Origin of the sequence: Paenarthrobacter sp. AT5, assembly GCF_032764245.1 — a bacterium.
Classification (GTDB): domain Bacteria; phylum Actinomycetota; class Actinomycetes; order Actinomycetales; family Micrococcaceae; genus Arthrobacter; species Arthrobacter ureafaciens.
In genome coordinates, this window is the sequence record NZ_CP136441.1 from 2,140,915 (window position 1) to 2,156,699 (window position 15,785).

Annotated in this window: 19 protein-coding genes; 11 read left to right on the forward strand and 8 right to left on the reverse strand. The window is 63.9% G+C overall.

Features of this window, described 5'->3' with window-relative positions; all coding sequences use genetic code 11:
- Positions 1-8: 8 nt before the first annotated feature.
- Both RI444_RS09820 and RI444_RS09825 read right to left on the reverse strand, forming a co-directional pair.
- Positions 9-272 (reverse strand): YegP family protein, encoded by a 264-nt coding sequence (locus tag RI444_RS09820; RefSeq protein ID WP_079941137.1) that lies wholly within the window; start codon positions 270-272, stop codon positions 9-11.
- 195 nt (positions 273-467) lie between these two features.
- The gene (locus RI444_RS09825) at positions 468-1,634 is read right to left on the reverse strand and encodes an erythromycin esterase family protein (RefSeq protein WP_207604727.1); all 1,167 of its coding nucleotides are present in this window, start codon (positions 1,632-1,634) and stop codon (positions 468-470) included.
- On the opposite strand from RI444_RS09825, the gene RI444_RS09830 reads away from it, so the two are divergent.
- The 6 genes from RI444_RS09830 to RI444_RS09855 all read left to right on the forward strand — a co-directional run bounded on the left by RI444_RS09830 (position 1,612) and on the right by RI444_RS09855 (position 5,572).
- Entirely contained in the window at positions 1,612-2,241 is a 630-nt protein-coding gene (locus tag RI444_RS09830) for a 2-oxo acid dehydrogenase subunit E2 (RefSeq protein WP_083262086.1), read from the forward strand. The two genes, RI444_RS09825 and RI444_RS09830, sit on opposite strands and share 23 nt — an antisense overlap.
- The gene (locus RI444_RS09835) at positions 2,238-2,492 is read left to right on the forward strand and encodes an acyl carrier protein (RefSeq protein ID WP_062096717.1); all 255 of its coding nucleotides are present in this window, start codon (positions 2,238-2,240) and stop codon (positions 2,490-2,492) included. Before RI444_RS09830 ends, RI444_RS09835 begins: the two co-directional genes overlap by 4 nt.
- 245 nt (positions 2,493-2,737) lie before the next feature.
- Entirely contained in the window at positions 2,738-4,051 is a 1,314-nt protein-coding gene (locus RI444_RS09840) for a GAF domain-containing protein (protein WP_062096719.1), read from the forward strand.
- 75 nt (positions 4,052-4,126) lie between these two features.
- A complete protein-coding gene (locus RI444_RS09845) occupies positions 4,127-4,576 on the forward strand; it encodes a universal stress protein (RefSeq protein ID WP_062096722.1) in 450 nt (149 codons plus the stop codon).
- Between the two features lie 17 nt (positions 4,577-4,593).
- Positions 4,594-5,142: a flavodoxin family protein gene (locus RI444_RS09850; protein WP_062096725.1), complete on the forward strand. Its 549-nt coding sequence runs from the start codon at positions 4,594-4,596 to the stop codon at positions 5,140-5,142.
- Positions 5,132-5,572 (forward strand): pyridoxamine 5'-phosphate oxidase family protein, encoded by a 441-nt coding sequence (locus RI444_RS09855; protein ID WP_031216504.1) that lies wholly within the window; start codon positions 5,132-5,134, stop codon positions 5,570-5,572. The genes RI444_RS09850 and RI444_RS09855 overlap by 11 nt, the downstream gene beginning before the upstream one ends.
- A 165-nt stretch (positions 5,573-5,737) precedes the next feature.
- Here the strand turns inward: RI444_RS09855 and RI444_RS09860 are convergent, their stop codons facing one another.
- From RI444_RS09860 to RI444_RS09875, 4 genes are all read right to left on the reverse strand, one after another.
- A complete protein-coding gene (locus RI444_RS09860; protein ID WP_316963904.1) occupies positions 5,738-6,211 on the reverse strand; it encodes a universal stress protein in 474 nt (157 codons plus the stop codon).
- Between the two features lie 30 nt (positions 6,212-6,241).
- Positions 6,242-6,601 (reverse strand): universal stress protein, encoded by a 360-nt coding sequence (locus tag RI444_RS09865; RefSeq protein WP_316963905.1) that lies wholly within the window; start codon positions 6,599-6,601, stop codon positions 6,242-6,244.
- A 110-nt stretch (positions 6,602-6,711) separates the two neighbouring features.
- Positions 6,712-8,097, reverse strand: a complete 1,386-nt coding sequence (locus RI444_RS09870) for an MBL fold metallo-hydrolase RNA specificity domain-containing protein (RefSeq protein WP_207604728.1) — start codon at positions 8,095-8,097, stop codon at positions 6,712-6,714.
- A gap of 75 nt (positions 8,098-8,172) precedes the next feature.
- Positions 8,173-8,544: an SPW repeat protein gene (locus RI444_RS09875; protein WP_227471368.1), complete on the reverse strand. Its 372-nt coding sequence runs from the start codon at positions 8,542-8,544 to the stop codon at positions 8,173-8,175.
- Between the two features lie 233 nt (positions 8,545-8,777).
- On the opposite strand from RI444_RS09875, the gene RI444_RS09880 reads away from it, so the two are divergent.
- Positions 8,778-9,473, forward strand: a complete 696-nt coding sequence (locus tag RI444_RS09880; protein ID WP_021472156.1) for a response regulator — start codon at positions 8,778-8,780, stop codon at positions 9,471-9,473.
- Positions 9,474-9,509: 36 nt separating this feature from the next.
- On the opposite strand, the gene RI444_RS09885 is transcribed toward RI444_RS09880, so the two are convergent.
- Positions 9,510-11,225: a GAF domain-containing sensor histidine kinase gene (locus RI444_RS09885; RefSeq protein WP_242703088.1), complete on the reverse strand. Its 1,716-nt coding sequence runs from the start codon at positions 11,223-11,225 to the stop codon at positions 9,510-9,512.
- 151 nt (positions 11,226-11,376) lie between these two features.
- Between RI444_RS09885 and RI444_RS09890 the strand changes: the two genes are divergently transcribed.
- From RI444_RS09890 to RI444_RS09905, 4 genes are all read left to right on the forward strand, one after another.
- Positions 11,377-11,844, forward strand: a complete 468-nt coding sequence (locus RI444_RS09890; RefSeq protein ID WP_207604729.1) for a pyridoxamine 5'-phosphate oxidase family protein — start codon at positions 11,377-11,379, stop codon at positions 11,842-11,844.
- Between the two features lie 86 nt (positions 11,845-11,930).
- Positions 11,931-12,395, forward strand: coding sequence for a pyridoxamine 5'-phosphate oxidase family protein (locus RI444_RS09895; protein WP_062096729.1), 465 nt, complete (start codon positions 11,931-11,933; stop codon positions 12,393-12,395).
- A gap of 24 nt (positions 12,396-12,419) precedes the next feature.
- Positions 12,420-13,487, forward strand: coding sequence for a zinc-dependent alcohol dehydrogenase family protein (locus RI444_RS09900; protein ID WP_207604730.1), 1,068 nt, complete (start codon positions 12,420-12,422; stop codon positions 13,485-13,487).
- A complete protein-coding gene (locus RI444_RS09905) occupies positions 13,480-15,405 on the forward strand; it encodes a heavy metal translocating P-type ATPase (RefSeq protein ID WP_207604731.1) in 1,926 nt (641 codons plus the stop codon). Before RI444_RS09900 ends, RI444_RS09905 begins: the two co-directional genes overlap by 8 nt.
- Here RI444_RS09905 and RI444_RS09910 read toward each other — a convergent pair.
- Entirely contained in the window at positions 15,350-15,772 is a 423-nt protein-coding gene (locus RI444_RS09910; protein ID WP_031216469.1) for a pyridoxamine 5'-phosphate oxidase family protein, read from the reverse strand. The two genes, RI444_RS09905 and RI444_RS09910, sit on opposite strands and share 56 nt — an antisense overlap.
- Between the last annotated feature and the right edge of the window lie 13 nt (positions 15,773-15,785).

Below are 15,785 nucleotides of genomic sequence, written 5' to 3' on the forward strand. Positions count from 1 at the left end.
GTGACAGTTCAATGCGGTGCCGCCACTGGCGTGGACCGCCGTCGCGGGGATGAGTGCGGGCCCGACGCCGGGGGCCAGCGCGGGGCGGGCTTGGTGCTGTGGTCTTCCACCAGGCCGGTACCTGCACATTCGCGCACGTCGAAGATGGCGATGGCTATCGCCTGCTTGTCGTCGTAGGGGCCTGACTCGAGCAGGGTGTTTCCTCTGGGGCCAACAAGGCGGAACCGAAAGTGGGAATACGCATCGACGAAAACTTCGAAATGTCCAGACATGGTGGAACTCTCAACTAGAACGTCAACGCCCCTGCCCCGGTGGCGTGGGCGCGCTGGTGGTCGGAAGTCGTGGGCATCCGGGTCCCAAGGGTCTTGTGCCACCTATTCTTGACGGTTCCCGCCGAGTGGATAAGGGACGAACGGCCCTGTTGCGGAAACCGGCCCTTGTCCGCAGCGGCGGATGACCGGCATTGCTCAAAAGCCTGTGGGCTCGGTTTCGAGTTCCGGTTCATCGGGAAGGTATTCACGGTGCAGCGGCCGAAGGGCGGACGTCGTGGGCAACCAGACGAGGCCGTCATAGCGTTGCCCCATGACGGTGTGGACGTAGTTGCCCCGTTCACGCGCAGGGTTGTAGACGACGCCGATGGCTCTGTGCCCGCGCCACGTGGAGAGCCACCGTCCGGCCCGGCCGGCGCCGTAGGCCAAAGCCGACGGCCCATTCAGTGCGCTGTGGAGGAGGTCCTCGTGGCTTCCTTGAATTGCGTTGGGTACGTCCATGGTCTGTCCGGGCGCACCCCAGGGGTGCGCAGCTGTCACTGAGCCGCTGTATGAGGCGAAACCGACCAACACTACGGAACCGTGGTGGCGCCGGCGCATCAGTTGTCCGATGTTGACCATGCCGCCGGCTGCCATGTCCGTCGCCCGGGCATCCCCTATGTGCGTGTTGTGCGCCCAGATGATTCCCTTCGAACCGGCTCCGTGATGGCGGGACAGCCGGTCCATGGTGTCGCTCATGTGGTAATCCCGGATGTTCCAGGACTGTTCGTCACCGCGGACCATGGTCCGGTATTGGTGTTCTGCGTTTGAGGCGACTATTGCGTTCTGCATGACGTCGAAAGCCAAGGGATCCTGTTCCACCCGGCCCAAGGTCTGCCGGTGGACCTCAGCCAGCAGCCCCACAACGTCCGCCTCGCAGGAGCGGGGAACCAGCCGGGTAGCCGAGGCATAACGCTGTGGGTCCTCGCCGAATGGCACGAAGCAACGCCATGCCTGCTGCGCCGCGGGAACCGACTCCGGCGCATTGGACTCAAGCCAGCTGAAGATTTCCCGTAGGGAGTCCCACAGGGAATAGACCTCCAGCCCGTAAAACCCCGTTCGCCGGTCTTCAGGGCGGCCCGAATTCCATTGATGCAGCCAGCCAAGGAAGTGCGCTACTTCCTCATTGGCCCACATCCACGTTGGCCAGCGCGAAAAGGCAGCAAGGACCTGCGCCGCGTCGAGGTCCTGTTCGGCATGGCCGCGGAGCCACTGGTTGCCCGCCGGTCCGCTGGCCGGTCCGCCGGCTCTGCACGACACGCCGGAACGGGCCGATACTTTGCGGCGCGCCATCGGGACGCTGATGGAGCGGTCGAAGAAAACCATCCCGCACTACTACTTGACGGAGACACTGGACCTTGAACACGCGGTCCAGTGGATGACGGCAACCAACGCCCAGAGGGCCGTGGCGGAGCGTTTGGTGGCCTCCGTGTTGTTGCTCAAAGCAGCCGCTGTGGCGGCCCGTGATGTGCCTGAAGTGAATGGATTCTTCCAGGACGGCGGGTTCCAGCCGGCGTCGTCGGTTCACTTGGGAGTTGCAGTGGCACTGAGGCGCGGAGGACTGGTGGCGCCGGCCATCCACGACGCTGACACCTTGTCCTTGGATGAACTCATGAAACGGCTCAAGGACCTGGTGAGCCGTGCCCGGTCGGGTCGTTTGCTGCGCGCGGAGATGGCCGACCCCACGGTCACTGTGACCAACCTTGGCGATTTGGGCGTGGAGAGCGTCTATGGCGTGATCTATCCGCCACAGGTGGCGATGATCGGAATCGGCCGGGTGAGCGAACAGGCTTGGGCGCGGAACGGGATGGTGGGGATCCGCCACGTGGCGGTTGCCACGCTGTCCGCCGATCACAGGGTCAGCGACGGCCTGCGTGGTGCGCGATTCCTGAACCGCATGAATGAGCTGCTGCAGGAACCGGAGGAGCTATGACCCACGATGAAGCACGCGATGCCGTCCAAGCCGCCCTGGGCGTGGTTGCTCCGGACATAGACCTGGACGAGGTCGAAGGCCGATCCCGTCTTCGACAGGATCTTGAGCTGGATTCCGTCGATTTCCTGAGGTTGGTGGAAACCTTGGACGTTCAGACAGGCGTCAACATTCCGGAAAGCGACTATCCCAAAGTGGGTACCGTGGACGGACTCATCGACTATCTCGCCTCCGGCGGAGCAGGGGACCGCTAGTCCGGAGCGGGCTATGGCACCCCAGCCCATGACTTCCGGAGTCATCCGGTTATGGCTAGCATGGCCTTGAAGTACCCGATTCCGCATACGCCTGCGGATGAGGGGCGGCCCGGTTAACGGCAGAAGCTGAACTTGGTTGTTGTCCGACCGGTTCTGCGGCTGCGTGATACGAATCGTTGCGTTCTTGATCTTGGGGACCGTAAACCGGCTGGATTTGCACGTTAGCCGGTTCAGGAGGTCCGGACATGCAAGGCACAGAGGGCTGGACTTCCCCTATGAAGGGCCGGGTCGACTTGCTGCTCAGGGAGTTCGTGGCCCGTGCAGACGAATTGCTCCATGCCCAGGAGCAGATGAACGGCCTGCTGGCAGCCGTCGTGTCCATTGCCGAGGACTTGAGCCTTGAAGCAGTCCTTGACCGCGTCGTGAATTCTGCCTGCCTCCTGCTGGATGCGCGGTTCGGGGCGTTGGGGGTGATAGGGGAGGACCAGCGCCTCAGCCACTTCATCACCGTTGGTATCGATGAGGAAGGGATCAGGTCGATCGGGGACCTGCCCACCGGGCACGGGGTACTGGGTCACCTGATCAGGGAACCTGCGCCCCTGCGTCTTCATGACCTTGGAAAGCATCCGATGGCGGTTGGCTTTCCGCCGCACCATCCGCCCATGAAGACTTTCCTGGGCGTACCCATCCGGGTGCGTGACACGGTGTTCGGCAACCTGTACCTCACCGAGAAGAAAAACGGCCAGGACTTTACGCGCGCTGACGAGGACCTGGCGGTGGCGCTTGCTGCTGCAGCAGGCGTCGCTATCCAAAATGCCCGGCTTTTCGATGAGAGCAATCGGCGGAGGCGCTGGTTGGAGGCCGGTATGGAGCTCGCCAGCCTGCTGATTGCCGGAGAGCCCGACGGCGGCCAGACGGACCTTGATCGCGTGGGGGAAGCTGCCGTGCATGCTTCGGACTCAGTCTTGGCGGTGATTGCTGTTCCGGACCCGGAGGGGACCCTGCGTTGCCGGTCCGCCGTGGGAGTCCAAGGGATGTACGCGGGCCAGGAGTTGCCGGGTTCCGAGGTAGGCGGTGCCGTGCAGGAATCCGGCCAGTCACGCCTTATCCATGATGCTTCCACGGCATTGGGAGTAGGCATGTCGGAGAAGCTTGGCACCGTGCTTGTGTCTGCGCTGGGCCACCGTGGCACGGACAACGGAGTGCTGATGCTCGCAAGGGCCGCGGGAGCCCCTGCCTTCACGCATTCAGACCTTGAATCCAGCGCTTTGTTCAGCAGCAGGATCGGTTTGGCGCTGGATCTTGCCCGGGCCAGTGCCCGGAGGGAACAGAACGTAGTGTTGTCAGATCGCGAGCGGATCGCCCGTGACCTGCACGACCTGGTGATCCAGCGTTTGTTCGCCGCAGGGCTTGGGATCCAGAACCTCAAGAGGTTCGTCGACGACCCGGCCGGACATGAACGGATGCAGGCCGTCTCCCGGGAACTCGACGGCATCATCCACGCCCTGCGGGCCACCATTGAAGAGCTCCGCGCCGATCCGCCGGGAGAGACGGAGTGACTTTCGGCCCTGTTACTTACCATCCCGCCGGGTGATCCTGACCTGACGGAGCGCGAGACGAGCAGGAGGCCAAGGATGCACCAGGAGACCCCGGGCAGCGGGATCGTCGTGGGAGTTGATGGATCCGAGGCGTCCATCGCAGCGCTGCGTGAGGCCCGCCGGCTTGCTGATGCCACGGGGCAGACTGTGGAGGCCACTGCGTTCTGGGACTATCCCCAAATAGTTGACGGCTACGTTGCCGTGGGGATCGGTCGCTTCGAAGATGCAGCGGCTGAGATATTGCAGCAGTCGGTGGAGAAGGCCTTCGGCCCGGCCCTCCCGGACAATGCGGTGACCCGCCTGGTACGCGGCCATCCCCGGCAGGGGCTCATAGAGGCCAGCCGGAACGCCGGCATGGTGGTGGTGGGGCGTCGGGGGCATGGTGGTTTTGGCGGCCTCCTGCTGGGGTCGGTCAGCTCGGCATGTGTTGCCCATGCCCATTGCCCTGTCCTTGTGGTGCATGCGCCGGAAACAGACGTCCACTAGGGAGCAGCAGGGGAGCAATGGAAGCTTTGGTGATCTACGAGTCGATGTACGGCAACACCCGGCGGGTCGCGGAGGCCATTGCCGACGGACTGGGTGGGGCAGTTGCTGCCAGCGTCGTTCCGGTCGGTGATGTTGAGGAGGGACGGATCATCGGATGTGATCTTGTGGTCGTTGGCGGCCCGACCCACGTTCACGGCATGAGCAGGCCCTCAACCCGGCGACGGGCAGCCGACGTCGGATCCGCCACCGGGGAACTCGACGTGAGTACGCAGATCAACGTAGGCGTCCGCGAATGGTTGGCGGCAACCCGCGCGGCTGTGCCCGGGCAGAACGCAGTGGCCTTCGATACGCGGAACCATGGCCTGGAAATCATCACCGGCAGCGCGGCGCGGGGTATCAGCGAAGGACTGCGCAAAGCCGGATTCCAGCTCCTGGCAGATGGTGAGAGCTTCGAAGTAGGTCCCGGACCAGCAGTGGACCAGGAGGAAATTGACCGGGCCTCCCGTTGGGGTGCTGAACTGGCGCAATTACTTGTAGAACAACAGACCGGAGAAAATGATGAATGAGACGCAGCCTGCCCGACTCGATGGAGCCCGCCACGTCAGCGAAGAATTATCCCCCGAGCGCTGCTGGGAGCTGCTGCGGTCCGAAGAAACAGGCCGGGTGGGCTTTGTACACCATGGCCGCGTGATGATTCTTCCGGTGCATTACCTGGTCCGTGACCACGCCATCTATTTTCGGACGGCGCCTTCCGGTTTCATTGGAGAACCGTCGGCCCGGCTCCAGACGTCCTTCCAGGTCGACCACACCTGGCCGGACCGGAGCGAAGGCTGGTCGGTACTGGTCAGCGGGCCGTCCTCCCACGTCCTGGAAGAAGAAACCATCAAGGAGCTGTGGGGCAAAGTGATGCCCGAACCCTGGGCCGGTGGTGAACGGACTCTGTTTATCCGCATCCAGGCGGACCTCATTTCCGGACGCCATGTGCATCTGAGCTAGGATCAGTGCCCCTCAAATTCATGGCCCACGCAGACTCCAGGCCACCCAAACTCCCCGCCCACGCAAACTCCCCGCCCACGCAAACCCCCAGCCCACGCAAAAATCCGGCTGCCCCTTGCTGGTGATCAGCACGGGGGCAGCCGGATCTGCGTGGGGACGCCGGGGTCAGCCCTTGTGCTTGACCGGCTTCACCCTGGTGATGATGGTCGGGCACGGCAGTTTCGCAAGAACGGCATGTGCGGTGGAACCAAGCATCAGGCGTTTGAAGCTGCCGCGGCCGCGGCTGCCGACAACCAGCAAGGATGCGGTCTTTGCAGCTCCCAGCAGCGCCTCTGCCGGGCTTCTGTCTGTCTGCAGCACTTGGTGGACCGTGAGGTCAGGGTAGGTATCGGCCAGGCCGGCCACCGTCTCGGCGAGCACCACCCGTTCTTCTTCCTCGATGATGCCGTTGAAGTCACCGCCCGGCATCCCCCTGCTGAGCCACGGATCCGGGAGCCGGAAGGCGTGCAGCACGGTCAGTTCCTGCCCTGTCCGGTCGGCCTCGGCAGCGGCGAAGCCCACCGCCTGGATGGATTCTTCGGATCCGTCCGCCCCGACCAGCACGCCTTGGCGGGTGCTGAGGTCATGTTCGCCGATCACGGCCACCGGGCACTGCGCGACCGCCGCGACCTAGAGCGCACGGTCGGTGAGTGAACCACCAACCCAGCTGTGGCCGGAACCGATCACCACCATGGAGGCCTTCTTGGACTTTTTCCGCAGCGAGTAACCGGGTGCGCCGTGGACCAGGTCCGTGCTGAGGCTGACCGTCGGTTCCATCTTGGCGGCGCGGTCCTTGGCATCTGAAAGGAGGGCAGCGCCGGAGTTGCGGATCCAGTCGTTGTAGCCAACAGCGTCATAAGCCCACCTGTCGTCCACGGCATGGACGAGGAGGACGGGCAACTTCAGCGCGGCCGCCCGGTGCATCGCCCAACGCATTGCCGCTTCACTGCTGGGAGAGTCGCCGACACCGACGACAATGGCCTCACTCATGACTGATCCTCATCTTCTTGAAGGTCGCCCGGTCGCGACGCCGGGTCGTGTCACTCCAGTCTTGACCAGCGCTGATGTGATGGTTAGGGCCCTAAGTCCCGGAGCAGGGCCTAATCCGGATCGTTCAAGCTGATCGTCTCCAGGTATTCGGGGACGCGGGCCTTCCAGCCCAGCTCGTGTTTGATGCGCAACCGCAAAGCATCCGATGCTGCCGGCTCGCCGTGCGTGATGTACGTCATCCGCGGGGCCTTCGGTGCCGTGCGCATCCACCGGATGATGGCATCGGCGTCGGCATGGGCGCTGTAGCCTTCCAGTTGCACAACTTCGGCCCGGATATGGACGTCCCGGCCGTAGATGCGAAGGTCGCGTGCTCCTGCCGCGAGGGTGGCTCCCCGGGTCCCGCCGGCCTGATAGCCGCTCAGGACCACCGTGTTCCTGGGATCCCCGCCGTATGCCTCAATGTGATGGAGGACCCGGCCGCCCGTGAGCATCCCGCTGGCAGAGATGATGATCATGGGCCCTCCCCGAAGGTTCAGGAGCTTGGAATCATCGGCAGTGCGGGTCATGGTGGCCAGCTGGTACATGGCATTGAACTCTTCGGGCTTGAGGCGATGCTCCTCCGGGTGCTGTTGGTACATGTAGGACGCATCAATGGCCATCGGACTGTTGAGATAGATGGGGACCTCGGGTATGGCGCCTTTCCGTCGGAGCCGCGCCAACTGCAGCAGGAGCGATTCCGCCCTGCCGACTGCGAAGGCAGCTATCAGAACGACGCCGCCCCGTTTCACCGTGCGCTTCACCACATCACCTAATTCGCTTTCCGCATCGCCCGGCGGGTGCTGCCGGTTCCCGTAGGTCGATTCGGTGACGAGCACGTCAACGGCTTCCAGGTCCCGGGGTGGGTACATAAAGGGATCATCCGCGCGGCCAAGATCACCGGTGAAATGCACCGAGGCGTTTCCGGCCTGGAGCCGGATCTGGGCCGCGCCAAGGATATGGCCGGCTGGTACGAATACCGCTTCGAAGCCGGTTCCTATCTGCAATGGAGTGTCGAAGTCGACGGGTCGGAAACTCTGCAGTGACCGCGTCGCATCCAAGGCGGTGTACAGGGGCAGCACGGGGTCGTGCTGGGAGGAACCGGCATGCGCGGCATGCCTCGCTTCCTCTTCCTGGAGGTGCCCGCTGTCCGTCAACAGAAGCTTGGAGAGTTGGCTCGTGCCCTGCGTGCTGTAGACCGTGCCGCGGAAGCCGTCCCTGACCAGCAGGGGAAGGTATCCGGTGTGGTCAAGGTGGGCATGGGTCAGGAGGACTGCGTCGATCGACGACGGACTTACCGGGAACGGCCTGCGGTTGCGTTCCCGGAGGCGTTTGTACCCTTGGAAGAGACCGCAGTCCACCAGCACGCGGGTGCCTTGGTGGTCGAGGAGGTACCTGGATCCTGTCACTGTATCTGTAGCCCCCAGGAACCTGAGGCTGGCAACGTCGCTGTTCTTCATTGTTCCTCCCGGACCTCCGTTGGACAGGAAAAATCCGGCGCAGCGGAGTCCGCAGCGCCGGATGTGTTATTGGGTTCAGGGTGCCGCTGCAACGTGGTGGTGCCGGTATTCCTCGGTGCTTGGCCTGATGGCAAAGGCTGTGACAACCAAGGCGACTGCCCCGGCGATCCATGCCGTCCAGGCTGCTCCGGTAGCCGAGGTGTAGTTGCCCAGCCAGGGGGCCAGCAGCAGGACTACGGCCACCAGTGCTTGTGCCCACTCAACAACCGGCATTCCCGGGAGGGCGAGGTTGATGGCTCCGCTGATGACCAGCAGGACACCCAAGGTGACCATCATCGCCGTCGACATTCCTGTTTGGGAGGTCCAGAGGACCGACAGCGCCGTGTAGGCGCCTGCTGCGACAACAACGTAATCCTGCCATCGCGTCCACTTTTTCATGGGGATCATGCTCCTTCATTTCCTTGATACCGGAAGCAACCGTTACGTCCCCGGTATCCTGTAGTTCCAGATTCCCCTTCCACCGGGCTGCGCAACAGGGCCGAAAGTCACCGCCCGCGTAGGCCTTTGGTCCCTTGCTTGGATCAGGCGGGCAGACAAGAATCGGAATGCACCACGTAGGTGCAGAATCCACTACATGGGTTGAGGCTATAGGCGCACGCTGTGCGCCGGACGGGAGGGTCATGTTCGCGGACGCGCCCGCTACGAGCGGCGACCACACTCCCGGAGTTTTGCGGGTCTTCATCCTTGACGACCATGAATTGGTACGGCGGGGCCTGCAGGAGCTGTTGGAAAACGAAGGCTTCCTGGTAGTAGGGATGTCGGGTTCGGCAGAGGAGGCGGCCCGAAGGATCCCGGCGTTGCGGCCGGACATTTCGGTCCTGGACGCGCGCCTGCCGGACGGCACCGGCATTGAAGTATGCCGCAACGTCCGGTCGGTCGATCCGTCGCTGAACTGCGTTATTCTCACCAGTTACGACGACGAGCAGGCCCTCAGGGGAGCGATCATCGCCGGCGCGGCCGGCTACATACTCAAGGAAATCGGCGGCAGCGACCTGCTGGGTGCTCTGCGCCGCGCGGCGCACGGAGAATCCCTGTTCGACGAGGCGGTCAAGGCCCGGGTTGTGCAGGGGCTCACCGAACCCAAACGGGACGATCCCAGGCTGGCGGCACTGACGCCCCAGGAGCGGAGGGTTCTGAAGTTCGTCGGCGAAGGCCTGACCAACCGGCAAATCGGAGAAGAGATGCTGCTGGCAGAGAAGACCGTCAAGAACTACGTGTCCTCCCTGCTGGCCAAGTTGGGATTCGAACGCCGGACGCAGGCGGCGGTCTACATGGCGCATAGCCCCGACGAAGCCGACGGCGGGCCCGCGCACTGAGTAGACCGCGCACTGAGTCAGCCGCGCACTGGACCGTCAGCGCAGGGGAACGGCCCACGTCAACGATGTGCCGTCGCCCGGGGTGCTGGTGACGGCACAGGAACCATTGAGGTCGGCTGCCCTCTTTGCCATGTTGGCCAAGCCGTTTCCTGAACCGGGATGGCGGAAGCCCCGGCCGTCATCCCTGACTTCCACAGTCAGGGCATCGGCCGTCATGCCGACGGTGACGTTGATGGTTTGTGCGTCCGAGTGCCGCACCGCGTTGCTCAAGGCTTCGGAGATGACTGCCAGCAAGTGCTCGATGACGATCTCGTCCTCCACCACGTCAAGGGCCCCGATCAGGGTGAGGTGGGGCGCGAACGGGAGAGAGGCCGATGCCGACTGCACCGTCTCGACAATCCGGCTGCTGACCAATTGGCGGCCGGCAGCAGCTGCCCGCAGCGAGTAGATGGTGTTGCGCAGGTCCCGGATGCTGGAATCGAGCTGATCAGTGATGGCGTCGATCCGGTCCGGAGCTTCAGGGGCTGTGGTGTAGCGCCGCAGGCTCTGGATGCTCAGTCCTGCCGCGAACAGTCTTTGGATGACGAGGTCGTGCAGGTCCCGTGCGATCCGGTCCCTGTCGGTGGAGACCACCGACTCTTCCCGGTACCTTCGGATTCTGTCCAAGGCAAGGGCCAAGGCTACGTGCGAACCGAACACAGCGGACATTTCCACATCCGTTTGCCTGAACGGTTCGGAGTCGGAGTCCCGCACCGAGACCAGCAGGCCATAGTGGGTTCCTTGGGCGCTCAAGTCCACGGCCAGTAATTTTGCGGGGTTGGATGGCACGCCCGGGCCAAGGAGGTTCCAAGGGTCATCCACGGTGGTGCTTCGCCCCGTGAGAGCAATGTCCTTCATCCCGGTCGGACCGACTGTCAGCTTCCGGCCCTTCAGATCGCCGGCACCTTTGCCGACGGCAGCGGCCACAGTGTAAGTACCTTTCCTGTCTGCCGGAGTCAGTGCGAGTGCCACCAGGCCATCCGTCGGGCGGGCCGCAGCCTCAGCGACGACGCGGAAAGCAGCGTGCTCGGTGTGGTCCTCCCTGCTGTCCTCCAGCAGGTAGCCGGTGGCATCCATGCAGGCCTCCAGCCAGGATGCCCGCCGTTGGGCGTCCTCGTACAGTCGGGCATTTTCAATCGCCACGCCGGCGGCCGCGGCAAGTGCCACAGCCAGGTCCTCGTCCTCGGGCGTGAAGTCTTGTCCACCTTCCTTTTCCGTGAGGTAAAGATTCCCGAAGACGGCGTCGCGGACCCTGATGGGTACCCCGAGGAACGTTTTCATTGGCGGATGATGTGCGGGAAATCCGTAGGATTTGGGATGTTGCCGCAGGTCATGCAGGCGCAGGGGTGCAGGCCCTGTGATCAGGAGCCCCAGTACTCCGTGGCCGGTGGGAAGAGGACCAATGCGCTCGGCGAGTTCCTGGTCGATACCGACGGTGACGAAGTGGCTGAGGGTGCTGTCCTCGCCGATGACGCCCAGCGCTCCGTAGCGGGCATGAAGCAAGTGGCACGCCGAATCCACCACGCGTTTCAGGACCGTTTCCAGGCTGAGTTCTCCGGCAACGGTCACCACGGCTTCGAGCAAGCCCCGGGTCCGTTCCTCGGCCATGAGCAGTTCGTCCGCCCGGGACATGAAGGTCCGCAAGAGTGCCTCAAGGGGAATGGCGGCCGCCGGTGGTTCGTCCGGTGACGACTGGTAAGGGTGGCTCATCATCGTCTTTCCGCGGTGCCGGCCAGGGAGTGCGGCGCCGTCGTGCAAAGATTACTCCGGACCCGACGGCGCTGGCGATACTGTTGCGGACGGGACGGGAGGGACGGGCCTTTCTACCCTGTCCAACCGCACTTTCCGGGTTTACCGTCTAGCCATGGACAAGCGTGCAGTACCCGAAATCGAAAACCTCGACGTCAAGCAGTGCTGGGAGGTGCTTCGAAGCGTGTCGGTGGGACGGCTGGCCGTCTGGGCCGGCGACCATCCGGACATCTTCCCCATCAACTACAAGGTGGACCACGGGACCTTGGTCTTCCGGACGGGTGAGGGGACAAAACTCCACACAGTTTTGGGGGCCACACCGGTAGCCGTAGAGGCCGACGGCGTGGACACCGCTTCGGGGGTGGCGTGGAGCGTGGTGCTCAAGGGAAAGGCCGAAAGCATCAAGCTGACCCAGGACGTCCTTGACACGGTCGGGCTGCTGCTTTTCCCGTGGCAGGCAGGGCGCAAGGACCACTTCATCCGGGTTGTGCCGACGTCGATGACCGGGCGTCGCTTCAAAATCACCGAGCCGTTGACCTGGTGGAGCCCCCTGGATGATGCCACCCGCGCCGGCCTCGAGTGACTTCCCGGCCCGGCGGTCCGGGACCCAAGGGCGGTCCGGGACCTACGGCCCTAACGGGGGCGCCCCGGCACGGTTAGCGTCAGGGCATGGAATCGACCCCACACACAGCCATCGAACGCCTGGATCCTGAAGAATGCTGGGCGCTGCTTGGCCAAATGAACGTTGGCCGACTGGCTGTCCTGGTGGAGGGGCATCCTGACATCTTCCCCGTGAACTACGTCCTTGACGGTCAGGGAATCGTCTTCCGCACGGGCGCCGGAACGAAGTACTGGAGCGCCATGAAAGCGCCAACGGCCCTTGAGATCGACGGATTCGAGGCCGGAGCGTCAAAGGCTTGGAGCGTCGTGGCCAGAGGCCGGGCAGCAGTCATCCTCGAACGCCATGAACTCGCGGAGGCTGAGGCGCTGGACCTTGAGCCGTGGCAGGCCGGAAGTAAAAACCACTACGTCAGGATCATTCCGGAATCCATCACTGGCAGGCGCTTCACCACTACCCGTCCGGATATCTGGAAAGCACCACTCAATGACGCCCGCAGGGAATCCTTCCGCTGACGGGCACCACGGAAAGGCAATGCGATGAAAGCGCTGGTCTACGACGGTCCCGGAGCCAAAGCCTGGAAAGAGGTTCCGGACCCGGTGATTGCCCACCCTACCGACGCCATAGTCCGGATCGATACCACCACCATCTGTGGAACGGATCTTCACATCCTCAAAGGTGATGTGCCGGCCGTAGTGCCTGGGCGGATCCTCGGCCACGAAGGAGTGGGGACGGTGACGGAAGTGGGAAGCTCAGTCAGCGGCCTCAAGCCCGGCGACCGCGTCATAGTGTCGTGCATAAAATCGTGCGGACATAGCAGCAATTGCCGGAAGCAGCTGTTCTCCCATTGCCTGGGGGACGAAGGGCAGCCCAGTACGGGATGGATTTTCGGGCACCTCATTGACGGGACGCAGGCAGAATTCGTGCGGGTGCCTTATGCCGATAACTCCCTGCATAAACTGCCCGAAGGCGTCAGTGATGATGAGGCAGTGATGCTTTCGGACATTCTGCCCACGGCTTTCGAGATCGGTGTCCTCGACGGCAGGGTCGCCCCAGGTGACATCATCGCCGTCGTTGGAGCCGGCCCTATCGGTTTGGCCGCCATGGCCACGGCGGGGCTTTGCGGCGCCGCCACCATCATCGCCATCGACCCCAACGACAGCCGGCTGGCGCGCGCCGTCGACTTTGGTGCCACGCACACCATCAACCCGACAAGCGCTGACTGGCTGTCGCAGGCGCTGGCCCTCACCGACGGTGCCGGTGTGGACGTCGCCCTCGAAGCCGTAGGCATCCCGGAAACGTTCGGCATGTGCCTCCAACTGGTCCGGCCCGGCGGGAACGTGGCGAACATCGGTGTCCACGGCAAGCCCGTTGAGTTGCCCCTGCAGGACTTGTGGATCCGCAACATCAATATCAGCATGGGGCTGGTGAACACCAACACCACTCCCATGCTGCTGAGGCTGGTTGCCCAGCGGAAGCTTCCCGCCGGAAAGTTCGCGACCCACCATTTCTCGCTCGAGAACATCATGGACGCCTATGACACCTTCTCCCGGGCCTCCGAGACGGAAGCTCTGAAAGTCGTCCTGTCCCGTGGCGCGCATGAGTGAAGTCAGGCTCTTCACCCTTGCCCGCAGGTACCCCCTTGTGGGCGCGATCCTCCTGGTGGGCTTACTGGTCGCTGTCCTGGTCCTCAGTGGCCAGGACGCCGCGGCCCAGGGCTTCGCATCCATCTTTGCCTTGGCCGTTGCGCTGTACCGCGCCGGTTCCATGGTCAAGGATCTTTTCCGCGGCAGGTGGGGCATCGACCTGCTGGCCATCACGGCCATCGGTGCAACGGTGGTCGTCGGTGAGTACATCGCGGCTCTGGTGATCGTACTCATGCTCACCGGAGGTGAAGCCCTGGAGGACTACGCCCAGGGCCGCGCTACCCGGGAGCTCACCGATCTGTTGAAACGCTCCCCGCGCAACGCACACCGGGTAGAGCCCTCAGGAGACCTGGTGGACATCGCCGTGGAGGACGTCAACCCCGGTGACGTATTGCTGGTCAAGCCCGCAGAGACCGTTCCGGTGGACGGCGAACTGTTGTCCGGGGCGGGCAGTTTCGATGAATCAGCACTGACCGGCGAGAGCCTGCCCGTCGAACGGTCCCGGGGCGGTTCCGTGCTGAGCGGCACGGTCAACGGGCCCGCGGCCGTGCGCATCAAAGCGACTGCCACCGCCAAGGAATCGCAGTACAGCCAAATTGTCGCCTTGGTCCAGGAAGCGGCTGCCAGCCGGGCCCCTACAGTCCGTTTGGCTGACAGGTACGCCATCCCTTTTACAGTGGTGGCGTTTGCCATGGCCGGCGTTGCCTGGTTCATCAGCGGCGATCCCGTGCGATTTGTTGAGGTACTGGTTGTCGCTACTCCCTGCCCGCTCCTTATAGCCGCCCCGGTAGCCTTCCTTGCCGGGACCAGCAGGGCCGCCAAGGCCGGGGTGATCATCAAGAACGCAGGGACCCTTGAGCAGCTCAGCAAGGTCAGGACGGCTGTCTTTGATAAGACCGGGACGCTGACGGCCGGCAAACCCACCCTCGTGGCCGTCAGGCGTGCCGGGTCGGATTCACCGAGCGAAGAGACGCTGCTGCAGTTGGCTGCCTCGGCTGAACAGTTCTCCTCCCACGTGTTTGCGACCTCGGTCATGGCGTCGGCTGCCGAGCGCGGACTGCCGCTGTTGCCTTCGACGGCGGCCACCGAGCACGCCACCAACGGCGTCGCCGCCCGCGTGGGCTACCACGACGTGGTGGTCGGAAAAGCTGCGTTCGTCCGCGAGCAGACCACGGGTTTTGAACAGTCCGAACTGGCCGGCGGCCAGTTGGCCATCTACGTGGGCGTCGACGGAAGGTATGCCGGGACCCTCATCATGAGCGATCCCTTGCGGGTCAACGCCGTGGACACCCTGGAGAAGCTTCGGGACCTTGGTGTCCGGGAATCCTTGTTGCTGACCGGCGACGCCGAGAGCACCGCCCGGAGCATCGCCGCCCAGGCAGGAATGGAAACGGTGCTTGCCGAGTGCCTCCCCGGGGACAAAGTCAGGGCGGTCGCCGGGCTGAAGACGCGCCCGGTCATGATGGTCGGGGATGGCGTCAACGACGCCCCGGTCCTGGCAGCGGCCGACGTCGGAATTGCCATGGGCGCGCGCGGCGCCACCGCGGCGAGCGAGTCAGCGGACGTGGTGATCCTGCTCGATGACCTCTCCAAGGTGGCGGTGGCGGTCGACGTCGGACAGTACACCCTGCGCATTGCCCGCACCAGCATCTGGACGGGGATTCTGCTGAGCCTGGTCCTGATGGTGTTCGCTTCCTGGGGTTTCATCGTGCCCGTGGCAGGGGCGCTGCTGCAGGAACTGGTGGACCTGGCCACCATACTCAATGCGCTGCGGGCGTTGGGGAAGAAGCAGCCCCGGGGGTCCCGCCCCGAGGGAGCGGGACCTAGTAGCGCTCGGGTTCGTCCCCCAGCTCAAAATGCCGGCCGTGCACGCGGGTAGGACGGATCTCCACGTAGGTGTACTTCCGGGTAGGAATCCACGGTTTCAGGGGGAGCTTGTCCGCCTCGTCGATTTCCGACTGGGACTCGATGACGCGTGCCGTTCCTTTGATGACAACGCTCCACGCCTCGCCGTCGCCTATTTCCTCGACTTCGAAGGCGACTTTCTCGTTGACCGTCAGCTCAGCGAGCTTGGTTCCCGGGTTGGTGCGCACCAGCAACCTGCCCTGGTCCGCGATGAAGTTCAGCGGGTAGATGTCCGGCTCTCCCAACACGCTGACCGCGAGGCGGCCGTGCTGGTTCCTTTGCAGGACGCTCCATGACTCATCGTCGGACAAGATCCTGCCTGGGCGCTCGTCGGTTTCCATGGGCATTGTCCTC